21 protein-coding genes are annotated in these 16,033 nt (G+C 68.7%); 11 read left to right on the top strand and 10 right to left on the bottom strand.

The annotated features are described in order from the left end of the window. Positions 1 to 38: 38 nt before the first annotated feature. Positions 39 to 749, bottom strand: a complete 711-nt coding sequence (locus tag C0R07_RS02225; protein ID WP_102788090.1) for an rRNA pseudouridine synthase — start codon at positions 747 to 749, stop codon at positions 39 to 41. Positions 750 to 830: 81 nt separating this feature from the next. After that, the gene (locus C0R07_RS02220; RefSeq protein WP_019183423.1) at positions 831 to 1,328 is read right to left on the bottom strand and encodes a M48 family metallopeptidase; all 498 of its coding nucleotides are present in this window, start codon (positions 1,326 to 1,328) and stop codon (positions 831 to 833) included. Between the two features lie 73 nt (positions 1,329 to 1,401). Between C0R07_RS02220 and C0R07_RS02215 the strand changes: the two genes are divergently transcribed. Both C0R07_RS02215 and C0R07_RS02210 read left to right on the top strand, forming a co-directional pair. After that, a complete protein-coding gene (locus C0R07_RS02215) occupies positions 1,402 to 1,956 on the top strand; it encodes a DUF2058 domain-containing protein (protein ID WP_102788089.1) in 555 nt (184 codons plus the stop codon). Positions 1,957 to 2,065: 109 nt separating this feature from the next. Continuing rightward, a complete protein-coding gene (locus C0R07_RS02210) occupies positions 2,066 to 2,332 on the top strand; it encodes a DksA/TraR family C4-type zinc finger protein (protein WP_019183421.1) in 267 nt (88 codons plus the stop codon). Between the two features lie 76 nt (positions 2,333 to 2,408). Here C0R07_RS02210 and C0R07_RS02205 read toward each other — a convergent pair whose 3' ends face one another. Together C0R07_RS02205 and C0R07_RS02200 are read right to left on the bottom strand one after the other, a co-directional pair. Then, the gene (locus tag C0R07_RS02205; RefSeq protein WP_019183420.1) at positions 2,409 to 2,990 is read right to left on the bottom strand and encodes a mechanosensitive ion channel family protein; all 582 of its coding nucleotides are present in this window, start codon (positions 2,988 to 2,990) and stop codon (positions 2,409 to 2,411) included. An 80-nt stretch (positions 2,991 to 3,070) separates the two neighbouring features. After that, on the bottom strand, positions 3,071 to 3,262 hold the full coding sequence (locus tag C0R07_RS02200; protein WP_019183419.1) for a hypothetical protein: 192 nt from the start codon (positions 3,260 to 3,262) through the stop codon (positions 3,071 to 3,073). A 135-nt stretch (positions 3,263 to 3,397) separates the two neighbouring features. Here C0R07_RS02200 and C0R07_RS02195 point away from each other — a divergent pair, with 135 nt between their 5' ends. The 3 genes from C0R07_RS02195 to C0R07_RS02185 are packed head-to-tail and all read left to right on the top strand — an operon-like array spanning position 3,398 to position 5,390. Further along, a complete protein-coding gene (locus C0R07_RS02195; RefSeq protein ID WP_070471028.1) occupies positions 3,398 to 3,982 on the top strand; it encodes an RNA polymerase sigma factor in 585 nt (194 codons plus the stop codon). After that, positions 3,979 to 4,497: a hypothetical protein gene (locus C0R07_RS02190; RefSeq protein ID WP_070425647.1), complete on the top strand. Its 519-nt coding sequence runs from the start codon at positions 3,979 to 3,981 to the stop codon at positions 4,495 to 4,497. The genes C0R07_RS02195 and C0R07_RS02190 overlap by 4 nt, the downstream gene beginning before the upstream one ends. Before the next feature lie 11 nt (positions 4,498 to 4,508). Further along, on the top strand, positions 4,509 to 5,390 hold the full coding sequence (locus C0R07_RS02185) for a DUF4097 family beta strand repeat-containing protein (RefSeq protein ID WP_102788088.1): 882 nt from the start codon (positions 4,509 to 4,511) through the stop codon (positions 5,388 to 5,390). Between the two features lie 45 nt (positions 5,391 to 5,435). Here C0R07_RS02185 and C0R07_RS02180 read toward each other — a convergent pair whose 3' ends face one another. From C0R07_RS02180 to C0R07_RS02170, 3 genes are all read right to left on the bottom strand, one after another. Further along, positions 5,436 to 5,615: a hypothetical protein gene (locus C0R07_RS02180; protein ID WP_019183415.1), complete on the bottom strand. Its 180-nt coding sequence runs from the start codon at positions 5,613 to 5,615 to the stop codon at positions 5,436 to 5,438. A gap of 11 nt (positions 5,616 to 5,626) precedes the next feature. Further along, the gene (locus C0R07_RS02175) at positions 5,627 to 5,926 is read right to left on the bottom strand and encodes a YkgJ family cysteine cluster protein (RefSeq protein ID WP_080114834.1); all 300 of its coding nucleotides are present in this window, start codon (positions 5,924 to 5,926) and stop codon (positions 5,627 to 5,629) included. 318 nt (positions 5,927 to 6,244) lie between these two features. Then, positions 6,245 to 7,600 carry an Hsp70 family protein gene (locus C0R07_RS02170; RefSeq protein WP_070471023.1) on the bottom strand — a complete coding sequence of 452 codons (1,356 nt, stop codon included), beginning with the start codon at positions 7,598 to 7,600 and terminating at the stop codon, positions 6,245 to 6,247. Positions 7,601 to 7,719: 119 nt separating this feature from the next. Between C0R07_RS02170 and C0R07_RS02165 the strand changes: the two genes are divergently transcribed. Further along, entirely contained in the window at positions 7,720 to 8,055 is a 336-nt protein-coding gene (locus C0R07_RS02165) for a zinc ribbon domain-containing protein YjdM (RefSeq protein WP_019183411.1), read from the top strand. 6 nt (positions 8,056 to 8,061) lie between these two features. Here the strand turns inward: C0R07_RS02165 and C0R07_RS02160 are convergent, their stop codons facing one another. Next, entirely contained in the window at positions 8,062 to 9,201 is a 1,140-nt protein-coding gene (locus C0R07_RS02160; protein WP_102788087.1) for a tetratricopeptide repeat protein, read from the bottom strand. Positions 9,202 to 9,430: 229 nt separating this feature from the next. Between C0R07_RS02160 and C0R07_RS02155 the strand changes: the two genes are divergently transcribed. The 4 genes from C0R07_RS02155 (at position 9,431) to C0R07_RS02140 (ending at position 12,363) form a co-directional block, all read left to right on the top strand. Then, on the top strand, positions 9,431 to 10,036 hold the full coding sequence (locus C0R07_RS02155; RefSeq protein ID WP_070471019.1) for an HD domain-containing protein: 606 nt from the start codon (positions 9,431 to 9,433) through the stop codon (positions 10,034 to 10,036). Between the two features lie 60 nt (positions 10,037 to 10,096). Continuing rightward, on the top strand, positions 10,097 to 10,276 hold the full coding sequence (locus C0R07_RS02150) for an oxidoreductase-like domain-containing protein (RefSeq protein WP_037553198.1): 180 nt from the start codon (positions 10,097 to 10,099) through the stop codon (positions 10,274 to 10,276). A gap of 74 nt (positions 10,277 to 10,350) precedes the next feature. After that, entirely contained in the window at positions 10,351 to 10,938 is a 588-nt protein-coding gene (locus C0R07_RS02145; RefSeq protein WP_102788259.1) for a DUF998 domain-containing protein, read from the top strand. A 78-nt stretch (positions 10,939 to 11,016) separates the two neighbouring features. After that, positions 11,017 to 12,363 (top strand): virulence factor family protein, encoded by a 1,347-nt coding sequence (locus C0R07_RS02140; protein ID WP_102788086.1) that lies wholly within the window; start codon positions 11,017 to 11,019, stop codon positions 12,361 to 12,363. Between the two features lie 23 nt (positions 12,364 to 12,386). Here the strand turns inward: C0R07_RS02140 and mprF are convergent, their stop codons facing one another. Further along, positions 12,387 to 14,951 (bottom strand): bifunctional lysylphosphatidylglycerol flippase/synthetase MprF, encoded by a 2,565-nt coding sequence (mprF, locus tag C0R07_RS02135; RefSeq protein WP_070471012.1) that lies wholly within the window; start codon positions 14,949 to 14,951, stop codon positions 12,387 to 12,389. 195 nt (positions 14,952 to 15,146) lie between these two features. Here mprF and C0R07_RS02130 point away from each other — a divergent pair, with 195 nt between their 5' ends. Beyond that, positions 15,147 to 15,494 carry a RidA family protein gene (locus C0R07_RS02130; protein ID WP_019183404.1) on the top strand — a complete coding sequence of 116 codons (348 nt, stop codon included), beginning with the start codon at positions 15,147 to 15,149 and terminating at the stop codon, positions 15,492 to 15,494. Between the two features lie 89 nt (positions 15,495 to 15,583). Here the strand turns inward: C0R07_RS02130 and rnfB are convergent, their stop codons facing one another. After that, positions 15,584 to 16,006 (bottom strand): Rnf electron transport complex subunit RnfB, encoded by a 423-nt coding sequence (rnfB, locus tag C0R07_RS02125; protein WP_070471010.1) that lies wholly within the window; start codon positions 16,004 to 16,006, stop codon positions 15,584 to 15,586. Positions 16,007 to 16,033 lie beyond the last annotated feature (27 nt).

Here is a 16,033-nt window from a genome sequence, read left to right as displayed (position 1 = left end):
TAAGCGGCAGGGGCGTGCAGGGCGAGTGCCGGGGCGGTCTAGAAGCGCTCGTCCGGCGCCAGGTAACGCCACTGGCCCGGGACCAGCTTGCCCATCGCCACGCGGCCGATGCGCAGGCGGCGGATGCTGACGACCTCCAGCCCGACCTGGCGGCACATGTCGCGCAGCTGGCCGGGATGCACCGGCTTGATTGCAAAGCGCAGGCGCGTTTCGTTCTGCCAGCTCACCTTGCACGGTGGCAGCGGCCAGTTGCGGAAGCTCAAGCCATGCGCGAGCCGCTTCATGCCGTAAGGCGCCAGCTCGCCACTCACTTCCACCAGGTACTCCTGCTCCAGCGTCGCGCCGCGGTCCTTCAGGTGCGAGATCACGCGCCCGTCCTGGCTGACCACGACCAGGCCGCTTTCGTCATCGGACAGCGGCATCACCAGTTGCAGGGCGTGGAAATGCCGCTGCAGCAGGGTCACCCCGGTGGCGTCGAGCTCACTGCGGCTGTCCGGTGTCACCAGCGCACACAGTTCGTCCGAACGCATGCCGGCCGGCTTGTGCAGCAGCATGCTCACGGTCTCGGTGCGGGTTGCCTCGGCGTTCTCGCGCAGCACGATCACTTCGTCGGTGACCAGGGTCTGCGGCTGCTCGACCACCTGGCCGTTGACGGTCACCCAGCCGCCCTCGATATAGCGCTGGGCGTCGCCACGGGAGCAGCCGATCAGGCTGGTCAGGCGTTTGTCGAGTCGGATCGGGTCGGTCATGGGGCAGGCAACATAAAACGGGAAGCGGGCGGGGAGTGTACTGGCTGGGGCCCGGCGCTGCGCGATGACGGCGGCCGTGGCTCAGGCCGCGGTGCGTTCCAGGTGGGTCAGGTACAGGCGCAGATCGAACTCCAGCTGGTGGTAATCCGCTTCCATGTGGGTACACAGCTGGTAGAACGCCTTGTTGTGGTCCGATTCCTTCAGGTGGGCCAGCTCGTGCACCACGATCATCTTCAGGAACGGCGCCGGCGCCTCGCGGAACACCGTGGCGATGCGGATCTCCCGGCTGGCCTTGAGCTTGCTGCCCTGTACCCGTGAGACGGTGGTGTGGGTGCCCAGGGCATGCTTGAGCACCTGCAGCCTGCTGTCGTAGATCACCTTGGACAACGGCGCGGACTGGCGCAGATAGCGCTCTTTCAGGCCCTGGGTGTAGTCGTAGAGCTGGCGGTCGTTGCGCACGGTGTGCAGCTGCGCATAGCGGCGCTCCAGCCACGGCCCCAGCCGGTCGCCCGCGATCAGCTCGCGCACCTGCTGCTGCAGGGCGTCGGGATAGCCGGCGAGGTACTTCAGGGCGGTCATGCGGGCGGTTGGGGCGGGGCGGGCAGACCAGTATGATGGCCCCCGGAATCCCGCAACAACAGATGCTAGGCGTATGGCGAAGGCAAATCCCCTCCAGGAGCAGCTGCTCAAGGCTGGGCTGGTCAAGAAATCCCAGGTCTCCCAGGCCGCCCGTGAACAGGTGAAAGCCCGCCACGGCAAGGCCCCGGTCGCGCCCAGCGAAAGCCAGCGCGAGGCCGAGCGCCTGCGTGCGGAAAAAGCCGAGCGTGATCGCGCGCTGGAAGCCGAGCGCAAGGCCAGGGCGCACGCGCAGGAGCTGCAGGCCCAGGTCCGCCAGATCATCGAGGCGCACAAGGTCAAGCGTGAGGGCGAGAGCGAATACCGCTTCAACGACGGCACCGTGATCCGCACCCTGCTGGTCAACAACGTGCTGCGCCGGCAACTGGCCTCGGGCAGCCTGGTGATCGCCCGCCACGGCGAGGGCTTCGAGCTGCTGCCCCGCGCCGCGGCCGAGAGGGTCCGCGAGCGCGATGCGAGCGTGATCGTGCTCGACAACAGCCAGCCCGCCGGCAGCGAGCCGAGCACCGGCAACGCCGAGGATGATGCGTACTACGCCCAGTTCCAGGTGCCCGACGACCTGGTCTGGTAAGCGCTGCCTGAAGCGTTCACCCGGCGCCGTGCGCGTTCAGCCCCACGTCGGCTGGCCGCGTCGGGCCGGGTCTATGCTGGTGCCCTGACACCGGCATGGGAGACACATCATGGCGACAGGTTGGGCAGGCGACGGCGCCGTCCAGGATCAGATCGACGCCACCGTCGATGACGCCATCCAGCGGGCCCGCGCACAGCTGCGCGACGGCCCCGGGCTGACCCACTGCGAACACTGCGAGGCACCCATTCCCGAGGCGCGGCGCAAGGCCGTGCCCGGTGTGCGCCTGTGCGTGCGCTGCCAGGAAGAAGAAGATGCCGCCCAGCACGAAGGCAGCGGCTACAACCGCCGCGGCAGCAAGGACAGCCAGCTTCGGTAGGTGCCGACCGTTGGTCGGCACGCAATAACCCATACCGACCAGCGGTCGGTATCTACAACCGGCGTGGCACGCGCCCTCAACCGTCCCCCTGGATCCCGCCCGGTGCCTGCGACGGATCCCGCCAGCGGCGCACGGTGCGCTGGAAGAACATGTTGTTGGGCATCTGCAGCACCGTGCCTTCGTGGCCGCTGCCGGTTTCCTGCAGCGTGGTGTAGATCAGGTTGATGTCGATCACCCGGCCCTTGAGCCCGGGCTTCTCGCCGTTTTCCAGCAGCTCGATGTAATCGTGCAGGCGGAACGGGCGCGTGGTGAAGATCAGCAGCGTGCAGAAAATGTTGGACAACACGCTCCAGGCGGCGAAGAACGCCACCGCGCCCACCGCAGCGAAGCCGGTGAACGCCGTCCACAGTACCGTCGCCGAAACGCCCACGATGTTGAGCACGATCAGCAGTACGGTGAAATACACCACGAAGGTGAACACCCGGCGCGCGCCCATGATCATTTCCGGCGGCAGTGTGTAGTGGTCGCCGACCCGGCGGATCAGGCGCCGGGCGACCAGCCGCAGCAGCCAGGCCACCAGCAGCGTCACCAGGATCTGCAGGGCAGGGACCCCGTAGTGCAACCATTCGTGGGTCCAGGCGGGCAGATGGTCTTTCATGGGGGCGGAATTCCTTTGCAGCGATAGTGCCGATCCCACCATGGTAATGCCGATGCGCGTCACCGCATCGTGGTATCGGCTTACTGCAGCGGCCTGCCGTACACATCCAATGCAGCAATCATCGCCGAGGCGCACAGCGGCGCGTTCTGGGCGTATTGCACACACACATCGGGTGCTGCGGGCGCCAACGACAGCTGTATCTGCAGCGGGCTCCACGGCAGCGTGCAGCTGGTGGCCAGCGAGAGCAGCACGGCCAGGCAACTGGAAGACATGGGGATACTCCTTGGCGAGCGCCGGTAGTGACATGGGATTGGATGCCGCTGCCACCGGAAAGGTTTAAAGGCCGCGCAGAAAAAGAAATCCAGCGGCGGCTTAAACCTTTTCCGTGCCCCCCGCATCCAACGGATATGCTCGACACGACCATGTCCCCTTCCAGCGCCCAGACCGAGGCCGACGCCGCCGATGACCACGCCCTGGTGCGTGCCGCGGCGGCCGGTGACGTCACCGCGTACGAGCGCATCTACCGGCGGCATTCGCCGCGCGTGTACGCCGTACTGTGGCGGCTGTGCGGCGGCCACGCGGCCCGTGCCGAGGATGCGCTGCAGGAGGCCTTCCTGCAGGCATGGCGCGCCCTGCCGGGGTTCCGCTTCGAAAGCAGCCTGGGCACCTGGCTGCACCGCCTGGGCGTGAACGCGGCACTGATGGAACTGCGCGCCAACGCCACCGGCGATGCGCGCGATGCCGGCGAGGAGGGCTGGGAGTCGCTGGCGACGCTGCCGGCCCAGGACCGCTGCGCCGGTACCTCCATGGACCTGGAGCGCGCGCTGGAAACACTGCCGCCCCGTGCCCGGGCAGTGCTGGTCCTGCACGACATAGAAGGCTGGAAACACCAGGAAATCGCCGACCAGCTGCAGATGGCGGTCGGCAGTTCCAAAGCACAGTTGCACCGTGCGCGTGGCCTGCTGCGCGCGCGCCTAGGAGAAACCGCATGAGCCCCCATGATTCCGATGACAACGCACTGAGCGCACGGCTGCGCGCCCTGCCGGCCGAGCGTCTCCCGCCGGCACGGGTGTGGCAGGGCATTGCCGCACAGTTGCCGGCGCAGACCTTGGCCCCGACCCCGGCGGCCGCCGTGGCAACGCTGTCGACACGCCGCCGGCGGGAGCGCTGGCCGCTGCGCATCGGGCTCGGCCTGGCCGCCGCGCTGGCGCTGCTGATGGTGGTGCCGACGCCGGTCCCGCATACGCCGGCGCCCTCGTTGCTGCAGCGCCAGGCCGACGCCATGGCCGGTGAATACCAGCAGGCCATCGCCGCCTTGCCCAGTGACGGTGTCACCGAGGAGTGGCGCCCGGCCCTGCACGAACTCGATGCCAGTGCGGTCAACATCCGCGCCGCCATCGCTGAAAACCCCCGCTCGGGCTATCTGCTCGGGCAACTGCAGCGCACCTACGCGCTGCGCCTGCAACTCACCCAGCAGGCGGTGTTCTCCGCCGGCCTGCCCACCTGAAGGAGATCCCCATGCGTAGTCCTCTGTCCATGATCGCGGCCCTGGCGCTGTGCCTGCCGCTGGTCGCCCAGGCCGCCACCAGCGTCAATGAGCGCCATCCACTGGGCGCCGGCGGGCGCGTGGAAATCAGCAACATCGCCGGCAAGGTCACCGTGCGTGGCTGGGATCGCAACGACGTGGCACTGACCGGTTCGATGGCCGACGGGCTCACCCTCAAACAGGACAGGAGCAGCAACCGCGTGCGCTGGGAAGTGGAGTATCCGCGCGGCCGCAGCAACGGTGGGGCCACGCTGGAGCTGCGCGTTCCGCGCGCGGTGGAAGTGCAGCTGGGCACCGTCAGCGCCGACATCGACGTGGCCGACATCGACGTGCGTCGCCTGCAGGCCAACAGTGTCAGCGGCAGCATCACCGCGGCCGGGCGCAGCGGAGAAACCACCTTGAACACGGTCAGTGGCGGCATCCGCTCGCAGGTGCAGACCCCGCGGCTGGACGCGCGCACGGTCAGTGGCCAGTTGCTGGCGGGCGGCGGTGCCTCGGGCGAGGTGGCGGCCGAATCGGTCTCCGGCCGGGTCAACGTCACTGCCGGGCGTATCCAGCGGCTGGCGGTGGAAACCGTCTCGGGCAGCCTGGACGTGAGCGCGACCGGCATGGCGCCGGGCGGCAAGGTGACGATGCAGACGGTCAGCGGATCGGTCGCGCTGAAGCTGCCGGTGAATGTCTCGGCGCAGCTGAACGTCAAGACGTTCAGCGGGGGTATCCAGTCCGATGCCGGGCAGGTGGAGAAGCCGCGCTATGGTCCGGGCAGCAGCCTGGATGCGCGTCTGGGCTCGGGCGATGGGGATATTTCGATCAACTCCCATTCCGGGAGCGTGCGGGTCAGCCTGGGCCGCTGAGTGCGGCCACCGCACCGGCCGATGCCGGTGCGGTCGGCAGCAACGTCAGCCGGCTTTTTTCAGCGCCAGGGTATTGCCCAGCACTTCGATCTTGCCGCCACCTTTACGGAAGGCAGCCAGATCCGCAGCGATGCTCTGGCTGCTGACGGCGGAGTTGGACCCTTGCTTGCGGTCGACGCGAACGGTGTTGCTTGCCTTGGGGGAGGTCTTTGGCGTACGAGCCATGGATGCTCCTGCTATGGATGAAGCGTGGAAGAAAACGTCGACAGATCCTGCTGTTGTCGACGGTAGTCCTGCCGCACGAGGCGGCAATCATCGCCGCCCATGTCGAACTGGCGGCAGATCGCGGGTCGCTGCGAGTAGATCGTGCAGCGCAGGTGATACGGGTCGATCGCGGCGCACCAGCCTTCTTCGTTGCGTGCCATCACCGTGCCGCCACGCGCATCGGTGTCCAGCAGGTAGCCGGGCACGTTGTCGTCAGGCATGACGGTGACGGTGAGCCGACAACACACCGCATCGCAACGACGGCAGTCGATGGGGTCGGGCTCGGACGATGTAAGGAGTGCAGCCAGGCGTTCGCCCAATCTGAAGATCTCTTGGCGGCTCGGGGTGCAGCAGGCTGTGAACGAGCCGGATCACAGCGATGAGCGATCCCGGCACCGCGGACGAATCCGGACGGTGGCAGCATCGAAGAGGACGGTGGCCTGGGAGGCCCGGAAGATGGTGCTTGTTGCGTCAAGCGCATTGCGCTTTGAAGCCGAAAGATGATAGCGCTTCCGGCGTAACGTTTTGTTAATAAGGCCGTTCACGCCTCTTCAGGCCTTGTGCGACAAGGCCTGGTGCAAAAAACAGGGTCAGTTGGCGGCGGCCAGCGCCAGCCCGTGGACCACACCGAAGGACGGATTGCCGCGGACCAGGGTCGAGCCCGGGAAGGCATTGGCGACGGCCTGCTGCAGGTAGCCGGCGCGCGACATGCCCCCGGTCAGGAACACCGCTGCCGGGTCGTGGCCGATATCGCTGCGGACCTGCTCGAGCAGGGCGGTCAGTTCGCCCAGATAGCCGCCGGCGGCGGTTTCCAGGCGCGAGGCATCGATCTGCACCTGCAGGCCGCGTTCGATGAACCCAAGCGCGCTGTCGTGACTGGACACACTGCTCAGGGCGATCTTGCAGCGTTCGACCTCGCGGTACAGGCGCGCCGTGTTGCCGGTGTCCTGCAGGGCAGTCAGGCGCGGGCCGAACGGCGCGTCCACATCGCGGTAGGTGTGCTGGCGGAAATCGCGCTGGCGGGTCATGTCCTGCACCATCGCCGCTTCCACGTAGTGATGCGCGGGCACGCGGGTGATACCGCGGCCGAACAGCGGCATGTAGCCGCCCAGGCTCAGCGCCAGGTCGATATCGGTACCGCCGCGGGCGATACCCCAGGCACGGTGGATGGTCGGGGCCTGGCCACCGCCCACCCGGGCATGGGCGATATCGGTGGTACCACCGCCGATGTCCACCACCACCGCGTCGTGTTCCTGCGGGCTTTCGGCGTGGTAATGCATGGCCGCGGCCGCGGGCTCTTCGAGGAAATCGATGCTGTCAAAGCCGGCGGCGATCGCCGCGCCGTGCAGGATCTCCAGCGCCTGGGCGTTGCCGGCTTCGCCGATGGAACTGCGGAACTGGACCGGACGGCCCAGCGTGGCGGTGCGGATCGGGGTGTCCAGCTGGCGCGAGGCGGTCAGGCGGATGTGCTCGAGGATGTGCGTGGCGATGCCGGCGATGGTCTGGCGCGCGCGCGGGTGCAGGTTGTAGCCGAGCATCGATTTCGGGCTCTGCACCAGGTTGCCTTCGTTCTCTTCGAAGTAGGCCTCCAGCGCGTCATCGCCGTAGACGGCGTTCTGCAGCAGGGTGGTGGAGCTGAGCGGGGCCCGCATCTGCTCTTCCATCCACTGCCGGCGCACCACGCGCAGGGCCTCCCGGCGCAGTGCATCAGGCGCGCGTTCCTGGCCGGCGGCGCGGGCATCGCGCGCGGCCGCGTCGACCAGCCGGGCCAGATCGTGCTCCAGCGCCGGGGTCAGTTCGAAGTCGTTCGGGTCGCGCATCACCTCGGGGAAATACACCGTGGTGCGGAACTGTTCGGCCTGGCCGAACTGGATCGGCACCACCTTGCCGTCGATCACCACGGCGGCGGCGGAGTTGCTGGTGCCAAAGTCGATGCCGAGTTTCATGCGGTGGGCCGGGCCGGTGGTCAGGGGGCGCGCACTTTGCGGCAACGGGACCGCCGACGCAAGGGCAGGCGGTAACGGGCGGTTACACTAGTGGCCGTTTCGTTACCGAAGAGCTGTCGATGTCCGCCATTCCCGCCTGCCCGCAGTGCACCCTGGAAAACACCTATGCCGATGGCGCGCTGTTCATCTGCGCGGACTGCGGCCACGAGTGGGCCGCCGGTGACGGCGGCGGCGAGGCCCTGGTAGTGCGCGACAGCAACGGCAACGTGCTGGCCGCCGGTGACACGGTCACCGTGATCAAGGACCTGAAGGTCAAGGGCTCCTCGATCCCGCTCAAGCAGGGCACGGTGATCCGCAACATCCGCCTGGTCGAGGACGACGCCGAGCACATCGAGGGCAACTCGGAAAAGATCAAGGGCCTGGTCCTGAAGACCTGCTTCCTCAAGAAGGCCTGAGCCGGCTCAGTTGGCGTTGGTGCCGCGCTGGCGCCAACGCTGCAGGCTGTCCAGCTTGGCCTGGTAGCGGAACCTGAGCGCATCGCCGCTCTCCCCGGCCAGGTCCCGCGCGCGCTGCATTTCGATCGAGGCCCGGCGTGCATCGCCGGCCAGGAAATAGCTCCGGGCCAGCGCGAAGTGGAACGGATGCGCCGTCTCGTACAGATGGACCGCCCGGCGGTAGAAACGCACGGCTGCTGCATAGTCCCGGCGCTGCTCGGCCTGGGCGCCGAACATGTACTGGGCGAACGGATCGCTGCGCTGCACACGCGCCAGCCGGCTCGCCAGCAGCCCCGCCTGGCGGGTGTCGCCCATGCGGCGGTACAGGGCGCTGGCGTTGCTCAGGCTGGCGCCATGCCGCGGCTGCAGGCGTAGCGCGGTTTCATAGTCCCTGCGGGCCTGGTCCAGGTGGCCGATGCGTGCATCGAGGACGCCGAGGTTGTTCCAGGCCGCCACGAAGTCCGGTGCCATGCCGAGGGCTGCGCTGAAGTAGGCGCGGGCCGTATCGATATCGCCGGCGGTCATGTGGTCCGCGCCGCGGTTGTTGTAGAAATGGGCCAGCGTGCGCTGCCGGTTGATGCGCTGCGGGCCGAGGTGGTCGTAGAGCACGTTGTGGTCCAGATCGACGGTGCCGTTGCGCCCGTCCAGCACGATGCCCGCGTTGACGTGGCCCACGCTGTAGATCACCCCGGAAGCCTGGTACCAGCTCACCACCTGCGCCACTTCCTGGACATGCGCGTCGATGCCGGCCAGGTTGGCCAGGGTGACAAACAGCAGCGTAAAGGACAGGCAGTTGGCACGCCGCGTCTGCCAGGTTTCGGTGATCGTGTAGGTCGCCTCCGGGTCGTAGGCCAGGTGCAGCCCCTGTGCGTCGAAGATCATCTCCACCAGCCGCTGCAGGCGGCGCTCGCGCGAGTAGCCGGGATCGATGACCCGTTCGTGCAGCAGCGCCAGCAGCGGCGCGGGCACCTCCAGGATCTGCGCGGGCGTGGGTGGGGCGGCCGCGCTTGGCCCGGCGGTGGTCACAACGGGCGCGGGGGCGGCTGCCCAGGCCGGTGCGGCGGCCAGGGCCATGCACATCATCAGCAGGAATCTGCACGCGGTCATCGCCGTCACCTCGCAGGGCGCTGGGGTCCGTCGGGTCCAGTCTAGGCGCGTTGATGGGCCCCGGCATGCCGTTCATCGGCTGTCCGCGCCATCCACAGAGGATGTGGACCAGCGGTCGACAAACGTGTGGATAACCGCGCGCACCGCCTGCACGGCAACGGTTCTGGGAAGGTGGTCAAAAAACCACCGCCCGGCTTGCCAGCGTCGCGGCGACGGCCAATCATGGTGCATGCGCTTCGAACCGATTCCCCTGCCTGCCGGGCAGCGTGCCGAGCTGGAAACCGCCTACGCCCTGCCGCCGCGGGCGTACCACAACTGGTCGCACGTGCAGGCCGTCCTGCAGCACTGCAGCACCGTCGCCGAGGCCGGCCCGGGCTGGACCCGGCCGCGCGAGGTGCAGTTGGCCGCGCTGTACCACGACGCCATCTACGAGGCGGGACGGGGCGACAACGAAGCCCGTTCGGCGGCGCTGGCGCGCGAGGCGATCGCGCGCTGGTTGCCGGCGGCCGGGATCGATGCGGGCCGGGTGGTCGAGCTGATCGAACTGACCGCCCGCCACAGCAAGCTCGCGCCCGGCGATGTCGACCCCGAAGCGGCGCTGTTCCTGGATTGCGACATGGCCATTCTCGGGGCGCCGGCGGCAGTGTTCGACGCCTACGACCGCGGTATCGCCGAGGAATACGCCGGACACGTGCCGGGCTTTGTGTTCCGGCTCAACCGGCGGCGCTTTCTCAAGCAGGTGCTGGGGCAGCCGCGGATCTTCCTGAGCGACTTCTTCCACCAGCGACTGGATGCGGCCGCGCGCGACAACCTGCGCCGGCGGGTCGGGCGCTGAAGCCCCGGCGCGAAGCATGCCCGTTACACTGTGCGCGCTGTTTTTCCTCCCTGTGTGGCCATGCCTGTGTCCGTTCCAGCCTCCGATCCGCGTCCGCAACCGCCGGAAGAACCCGGCCCCAACGAGTGCTGCGGCAGCGGCTGTCCGCTGTGCGTGCTGGATCTGTACAGCGATGAGCTGCAGCGCTACCGCGCTGCCCTGGCTGCATGGAAACAGCGCCACCCCGAGGCCACCGACTGACCCCAGGAGCCGCGATGTCGCTGCCGCTGCCACGCCCCTCCCGCTGGCCCGCCCAGCATCATGGACGCGTCGCCATGGCGACCCTGGTGGCGCTGGCGCTGTTCGTCGCCACCGCGCTGTGGACGCAATGGGCACGCGATGATCTGGACTGGGTGCAGGCCACCCTGAGCCTGTACCTGCATGGCCCCTGGGGGCTGGCCCTGCGCACCGCCTATTGCGTGCTGGCGCTGGCGATCATGCTGCTGGCGGTCTCGCTGCATGCCAACAGTCGTTCGCCGCGCCGCAGTGCGGCGGCGCCGCTGCTGTTCTGGGTCGCCGCGCTGGGCCTGATGGGGGTGGCGATCGGCGACAGCTGGCTGCCCGAGCGCGCGCCGCTGCTGGCGCCGCTGGTGCACGGGCTGTCGGCCAATACCGCGTTCCTGTGCGTGAGCGTGGCGATGCTGCTGCAGAGCTGGTACCTGCGCGCCGATCCGCGCTGGCGCACGTGGGCCGGGCCGGCCTGGTGGTGGGCCTGGCTGTGCTTCGTGCTGCTGTGGCTGCACGTGCTGTGGCGCGGCCCACCGCGCGGCGCTGGGCAGAAGCTGGTGATTGCAGTGGTGGTGGTGTGGCTGGTGTCGGTGGCCTGGCAGCTGTGGCGCCAGGCGCGCCGTGAGCCGCGCTGAGCGTCCGGCCACGGTCTGTACATGCCCTTGGCCGGGCAGGGGCGTATCGTTGGCACTCTATCCATGGGATGCGCGACGATGCGGCGAGCCGGTTTGGGGGTGATGCTGGGACTGGTGATGGCAGGGATGACGGGGGCGGCGCTGGCCGCGCCACCGCAGCAGCTCAGCCATGGTCGTTTCGAGAACGTGCCGGTCCATCTGCCCGACGGCCACCCGCAACGGGTGGTGGTGTGGTTCGACGGCGCGGCCGGCCGCGCCGACAGCCAGCAGCGGATCGACGCACTGCGTTCCGAGGGCGCGCTGGTCGCGCAGGTCGATGTCGCGCACCTGCGCCAGGTGCTGGCCCGCGAGAAGAGCGGTGACTGCGCGTTCGGTGCGGGCGACGTCGAGAATTTCTCGCGCTGGTTCCAGGCTTATCTGCACGTGCCCGGCTACCACCTGCCGCTGATCGGCGGCGATGGTGAGGGGGCGGCGCTGGCCTACGCGGTGGCCGCCCAGGCCGACACCCAGGTGTTCGCCGGGCTGATCACCACGGGGTTCTGCCCGTCCGGCGTGCGCGAGCGCAAGGTCTGCGGGGCCGGCAGCAGCCATGGCCGCCTGCAGCCGACCGAGCTGAATTTCCCGTGGTTGAACGCGGCCGGCGATGTGCATTGCCCGGCGGGAGAGTCAGCCGCGTTCGTGCGCAAGGTCGGCATGGGGCGCCAGTTCGAGCGCACCGCGCAGGGCGACGCATTGCCCGGGCTGTTGGCGGCGGCCAAGGTGATCGGCGCCCAGAAGGGCGTCAGCCTGGCGCCGCCACCGGATGACCTCAACGGCCTGCCGGTGGTCGATGTGCCGACCACCAAAGCCGGTGACACCTTCGCCATTTTTGTCTCGGGCGATGGTGGCTGGGCGGGGCTGGACAAGGAAGTGGCCGCGTCGCTGAGCGAGGCCGGCGTGCCGGTGGTCGGCGTGGATTCACTGCGTTACTTCTGGACCGCGCGCACGCCGGAAGGGTTCGCCCGCGACCTGGAGCGCATCGCCACTCACTACAGCCGGCAGTGGCAGCGCCGCAACGTGGTGTTGGTCGGTTTCTCGCAGGGCGCCGACGTGTTGCCTGCGGCGATCAACCAGCTGTCACCGGCAACGCGGGAGGCGGTCTCGATGATCGCGCTGCTGTCGGTCGGCAAGAACGCCGATTATGAGTTCCATGTCAGCAACTGGCTCGGCGGCGGTGGCGACGGCCTGCCGATCGCGCCGGAAGTGGCCCGGCTGCCCGCCGGCAAAACACTGTGCGTGTATGGCGAAGAGGATCGCGATGCACTGTGTCCGTCGCTGCCTGCAGCGGGCAACGCGCAGATCATCAAGCTGCCCGGCGATCATCATTTCAAAGGTGACTACGATCGCCTCGCCGATACCATCGTGCAGCACCTGCCGGCGCGCTGAGCGCCGGCAGTCCCGGTGCGGCCTCAATCGTGCCGACGTGGATCCAGAGAGATCAGCCGGGTCGCATCGAGCAGGGCGGCGGGCAGGTGCACGCCGCCGGGCGCGGCCAGGTAGCGGGCGCGCCAGACCGGGGCGAACTTCGATTTGAAGCGGCGCAGGCCGCTGAAGCCGTAGAAGCGTTCACCGTGCCGCGCGACCACGTTGGCGAAACGGTTCCAGCGCCCGGCCAGGCGATGCTGGGCGAGCCCGGACAGCGGCGCCATGCCCAGCGAGAAGCGGTGGAAGCCCTGCGCGCGGCCCCACAGGAACAGTTCGATGAACAGGAAATCCATGGTGCCTTTGGGCGCATCGTCGACGTGCCGCATCAGGTCGACCGACAGTTCATTGCCGGCCGGCGCCTGCCATAGATTGGCGAAGGCCACGATGCGGCCCTCGGCCTCGACCAGCGCCACCGGGAAGCGGGACAGGTAGGCCGGGTCGAAGCTGCCCAGGGAGAAGCCCTTTTCATCACCGGCCTTGTCGTCCAGCCATTGCTGGGAGACCACCGACAGGGCCGGCAGCAGGGCCGGTACTTCCTCGGGGGGCGCGACGCGGAAGCTCAACCCGCCGCGCTTTCCGCGGTTCCAGGCCTGGCGCAGATCGGCGCGATCGCGGCCTTCCAGGGTGAAGTCCTGCAGCGGGACCATCGCCTCTTCGCCGAGTTTGACCAGGGTCAGGCCGAGATCGAGGTAGGTCTGCCAATGCGCTTCGCCCACCTGGTAGAACACCGGGCGCAGGCCGAGCCGGTCGGCTTCCTCGCGGAAGCGCCAGATCAGCGCACGCACCACCTCCGGCGGGCCGACCGGATCGCCCATCGCGATCAGCGAGCCGCCGTAGCGCTGCATCATCACGAAGCCGCGCTGCGCCTCGTCGCGCAGCACGGCCTTGTCCGCGGTGAGTACCAGGCAGGCCTGGGTGTCCTCGGCGGCGGCGAGGATCGGGGCGAGTGCGCCCAGCGTGGCGGCATCGGCGGCCGGCAGCGGGCTGCGCGTGCTGTGCAGCAACCGGGCCAGGCCGAAGATGGTCAGCGCGATCGCCACCAGCAACAGCGCCCGCAATGCACGCGGCGCGTTGCCCTGCAGCGCGAACTGCCACCACAGCTCGTTCTGGTATTCGACGTGGCTGTAGACGAAGAACAGCAGCCAGATCACCGCCACCAGCACCAGCCCGAGGTTGCGGATCCACGGCCACGACCAGGCCTCATCCAGCAGCGCGCCCTGGCGGTAGAACTCGCGGCGCGAGGCCCACAGCGCGGCAGCCACGAGCAGCGCCGACAGCGCGATCAATACCTGCCCGCCGCGCAGCCAGATCGGCAGCGGGGACAGCACGCAGATGCCGAGTGCCAGCATCCACGCGGCATGGCTGCGCCGCTGCAGGCCCTGACCGATCAGCAGCAGCGCGACACCGGCCAGACTGCCCAGCAGATGCGAGGTTTCCAGGATGGGCAGCGACGCGGTGATCAGGTGCCGACGAGGGGTCGGCAGGGTGCCGTCGATCACCAGCGCGGCGCCGACGCTGAACACCGCCAGCGCGATGATCTGCGGCAGCCACGGGCGCAGGGCGGTCCAGCCGACCCGGGTCGCACCGGCACCGGCGCGCAGCGGGCGACGCAGCGCGGGCGCCACCGCCAGCACCGTGGCCAGCAGCAGCGGCAGCACGTAATAGGTCACGCGGTAGATCAATGCCGCCGCCAGCACCGCAGCGGGGGCTACCTGTGGCAACAGCTTCAACAGGCTCCACTCGAATACGCCCAGGCCGGCCGGCACGCTGGAGATCAGGCCGGCCAGCACCGCGACCAGGTACAGACCGACGAAACCGGGCAGCCCGGTCGGCGTATCCATCGGCAGCAGCACATAGAAGGCCGCGCTGGCCAGCACCAGTTCGACCACGCTCAGTGCCGTGACGCCGAGCATCGTGCGGCGATCCGGCAGCCACAACGCATGCCCGCGGATCCGGAAACTGCGGCCCTCGCGCCCCACCAGCAGCACCGTGCCGGCATAGGCCAGCAGGCCAAGGACGCCGATCACACGCACCGCCTGCACCGGGATCGGCAACGCCAGCGCGGCCGCGCCGGGCTCAAGCACGAAGGCCAGCGCCAGCAGCAGCCAGGCGCCGAACATGAAGCCCAGCGTGCTCATCAACACCACCTGGCCGATCTCGCCGAGCGTCAGCCCCGCGCGACCATAGCCACGCAGGCGCACCGCACCGCCGGTGAGCGCGGCAAAGCCCAGCGTCTGCCCCAGCGTATGGGCGAGGAAGGCGGTGATGCCGACCCGCGCTGGATGAAGGCGTTTGCCGCTGCGGCGCAGGCCGATCGCATCGAAGCCGATCAGGCAGGCGTAGCTGGCCAGGCCGAGCAGCACGGTCAATGCGATCTGGCCGGCGCCGAGATGACGGAACGCCTCGCGGATCGCGCGGTAACCGTGTTCGTCGAATTCGTTGGCCAGCCCGCGCAGGGCCAGGGCCAGGATCACCAGCGGGATGACGACGGTTGCGGCGCGACGCCAGGGGGCGCGGGCCGGCGTGGGAGCAGGGGCGGTGTCGGTCATCGGTACAGCGTGCTCCGGGATGGGCGATGAAAGAGTCAACGGCGGGCGTGCCTGCCGGGTCCGGCAAATCGTGCGCCTGATGCCGACGCTTGCCAAGCGGCGGCGCTGTGCGTGCTGTGGCTGCTTTGCGCACCGGCCCCGGCAGGCGCACGCTGCATCGGTGACAATGCGGTTTCATCCAGAGGAGCAAACGCCATGTTGGAACGTTTCGACGTAGGTCCGCGCATGTCCGAAATGACGGTGCACAACAAGGTCGCGTATCTGTCCGGGCAGATCCCCGAAGACACCAGCCAGGACATCACCGGGCAGACCCGTCAGGTGCTGGAAGAGATCGACAAGCTGCTGGCACTGGTGGCCAGTGACAAGCAGCACATCCTGCGCGCGGAGATCTTCCTGGCCGACATCGGCGATTTCGCCGGCATGAATGCCGCGTGGGATGAGTGGGTGGTGGCAGGCATGACCCCGGCGCGTGCGACCGTGGAAGCCAAGCTGGCCGACCCGAGCTGGAAAGTGGAGATCGTGGTGACGGCGGCCTTGCCGTAACCGCGCCGTGAAGCAGGGGCGCCATGGAGATCGACGCATTGCCATGCGCCCCGCTGTCGCCGCTGTCGCGAGCAGGGCCGCGGCCGGCCCTACCGCGTTACGCTGACCAGTGCGATGCAGTCCACTGGGCACGGCGGGATGCACAGTTCGCAGCCGGTGCACAGATCGGCGATGACGGTGTGCATGTACTTGGCACCGCCGACGATCGCATCGACCGGACACGCCTGGATGCACTTGGTGCAGCCGATGCAGTCCGCTTCGATCACCACCGCGACCTGCGGTGCCTTGTGTTCGCCGCGCGAGCGGTCGAACGGCAGCGCGATCACCCCCAGCACATCCGCCAACGCGCGTGCGCCGGCATCGCCGCCTGGCGGGCAATGATCGACGCCCGCCTCGCCGCGTGCCATCGCCTCGGCATACGGGCGGCAGCCGTCGTAGCCGCATTGCCCGCATTGGGTCTGTGGCAACAGCCGGTCAAGGCGTTCGGTGAGGGTGTCGATGGGAAGACTCATGGCGTGGCGGTGGCTGCGCGGTGGGGC

Origin of the sequence: Stenotrophomonas bentonitica, assembly GCF_002887735.1 — a bacterium.
GTDB lineage: Bacteria > Pseudomonadota > Gammaproteobacteria > Xanthomonadales > Xanthomonadaceae > Stenotrophomonas > Stenotrophomonas bentonitica_A.
The sequence above is the reverse complement of the archived record's forward strand: the minus strand, read 5'-3'. Positions and strand labels throughout refer to the sequence as shown.

What these genes read in the sequence shown, in the direction of transcription:
- C0R07_RS02225 (WP_102788090.1), bottom strand. Translation starts at nt 749, where the DNA reads ATGACCGACCCGATCCGACTCGACAAACGCCTGACCAGCCTGATCGGC.
- C0R07_RS02220 (WP_019183423.1), bottom strand. Translation starts at nt 1,328, where the DNA reads ATGACCGCCCTGAAGTACCTCGCCGGCTATCCCGACGCCCTGCAGCAG.
- C0R07_RS02215 (WP_102788089.1), top strand. Translation starts at nt 1,402, where the DNA reads ATGGCGAAGGCAAATCCCCTCCAGGAGCAGCTGCTCAAGGCTGGGCTG.
- C0R07_RS02210 (WP_019183421.1), top strand. Translation starts at nt 2,066, where the DNA reads ATGGCGACAGGTTGGGCAGGCGACGGCGCCGTCCAGGATCAGATCGAC.
- C0R07_RS02205 (WP_019183420.1), bottom strand. Translation starts at nt 2,990, where the DNA reads ATGAAAGACCATCTGCCCGCCTGGACCCACGAATGGTTGCACTACGGG.
- C0R07_RS02200 (WP_019183419.1), bottom strand. Translation starts at nt 3,262, where the DNA reads ATGTCTTCCAGTTGCCTGGCCGTGCTGCTCTCGCTGGCCACCAGCTGC.
- C0R07_RS02195 (WP_070471028.1), top strand. Translation starts at nt 3,398, where the DNA reads ATGCTCGACACGACCATGTCCCCTTCCAGCGCCCAGACCGAGGCCGAC.
- C0R07_RS02190 (WP_070425647.1), top strand. Translation starts at nt 3,979, where the DNA reads ATGAGCCCCCATGATTCCGATGACAACGCACTGAGCGCACGGCTGCGC.
- C0R07_RS02185 (WP_102788088.1), top strand. Translation starts at nt 4,509, where the DNA reads ATGCGTAGTCCTCTGTCCATGATCGCGGCCCTGGCGCTGTGCCTGCCG.
- C0R07_RS02180 (WP_019183415.1), bottom strand. Translation starts at nt 5,615, where the DNA reads ATGGCTCGTACGCCAAAGACCTCCCCCAAGGCAAGCAACACCGTTCGC.
- C0R07_RS02170 (WP_070471023.1), bottom strand. Translation starts at nt 7,600, where the DNA reads ATGAAACTCGGCATCGACTTTGGCACCAGCAACTCCGCCGCCGCCGTG.
- C0R07_RS02165 (WP_019183411.1), top strand. Translation starts at nt 7,720, where the DNA reads ATGTCCGCCATTCCCGCCTGCCCGCAGTGCACCCTGGAAAACACCTAT.
- C0R07_RS02160 (WP_102788087.1), bottom strand. Translation starts at nt 9,201, where the DNA reads ATGACCGCGTGCAGATTCCTGCTGATGATGTGCATGGCCCTGGCCGCC.
- C0R07_RS02155 (WP_070471019.1), top strand. Translation starts at nt 9,431, where the DNA reads ATGCGCTTCGAACCGATTCCCCTGCCTGCCGGGCAGCGTGCCGAGCTG.
- C0R07_RS02150 (WP_037553198.1), top strand. Translation starts at nt 10,097, where the DNA reads ATGCCTGTGTCCGTTCCAGCCTCCGATCCGCGTCCGCAACCGCCGGAA.
- C0R07_RS02145 (WP_102788259.1), top strand. Translation starts at nt 10,351, where the DNA reads ATGGCGACCCTGGTGGCGCTGGCGCTGTTCGTCGCCACCGCGCTGTGG.
- C0R07_RS02140 (WP_102788086.1), top strand. Translation starts at nt 11,017, where the DNA reads ATGCGGCGAGCCGGTTTGGGGGTGATGCTGGGACTGGTGATGGCAGGG.
- mprF (WP_070471012.1), bottom strand. Translation starts at nt 14,951, where the DNA reads ATGACCGACACCGCCCCTGCTCCCACGCCGGCCCGCGCCCCCTGGCGT.
- C0R07_RS02130 (WP_019183404.1), top strand. Translation starts at nt 15,147, where the DNA reads ATGTTGGAACGTTTCGACGTAGGTCCGCGCATGTCCGAAATGACGGTG.
- rnfB (WP_070471010.1), bottom strand. Translation starts at nt 16,006, where the DNA reads ATGAGTCTTCCCATCGACACCCTCACCGAACGCCTTGACCGGCTGTTG.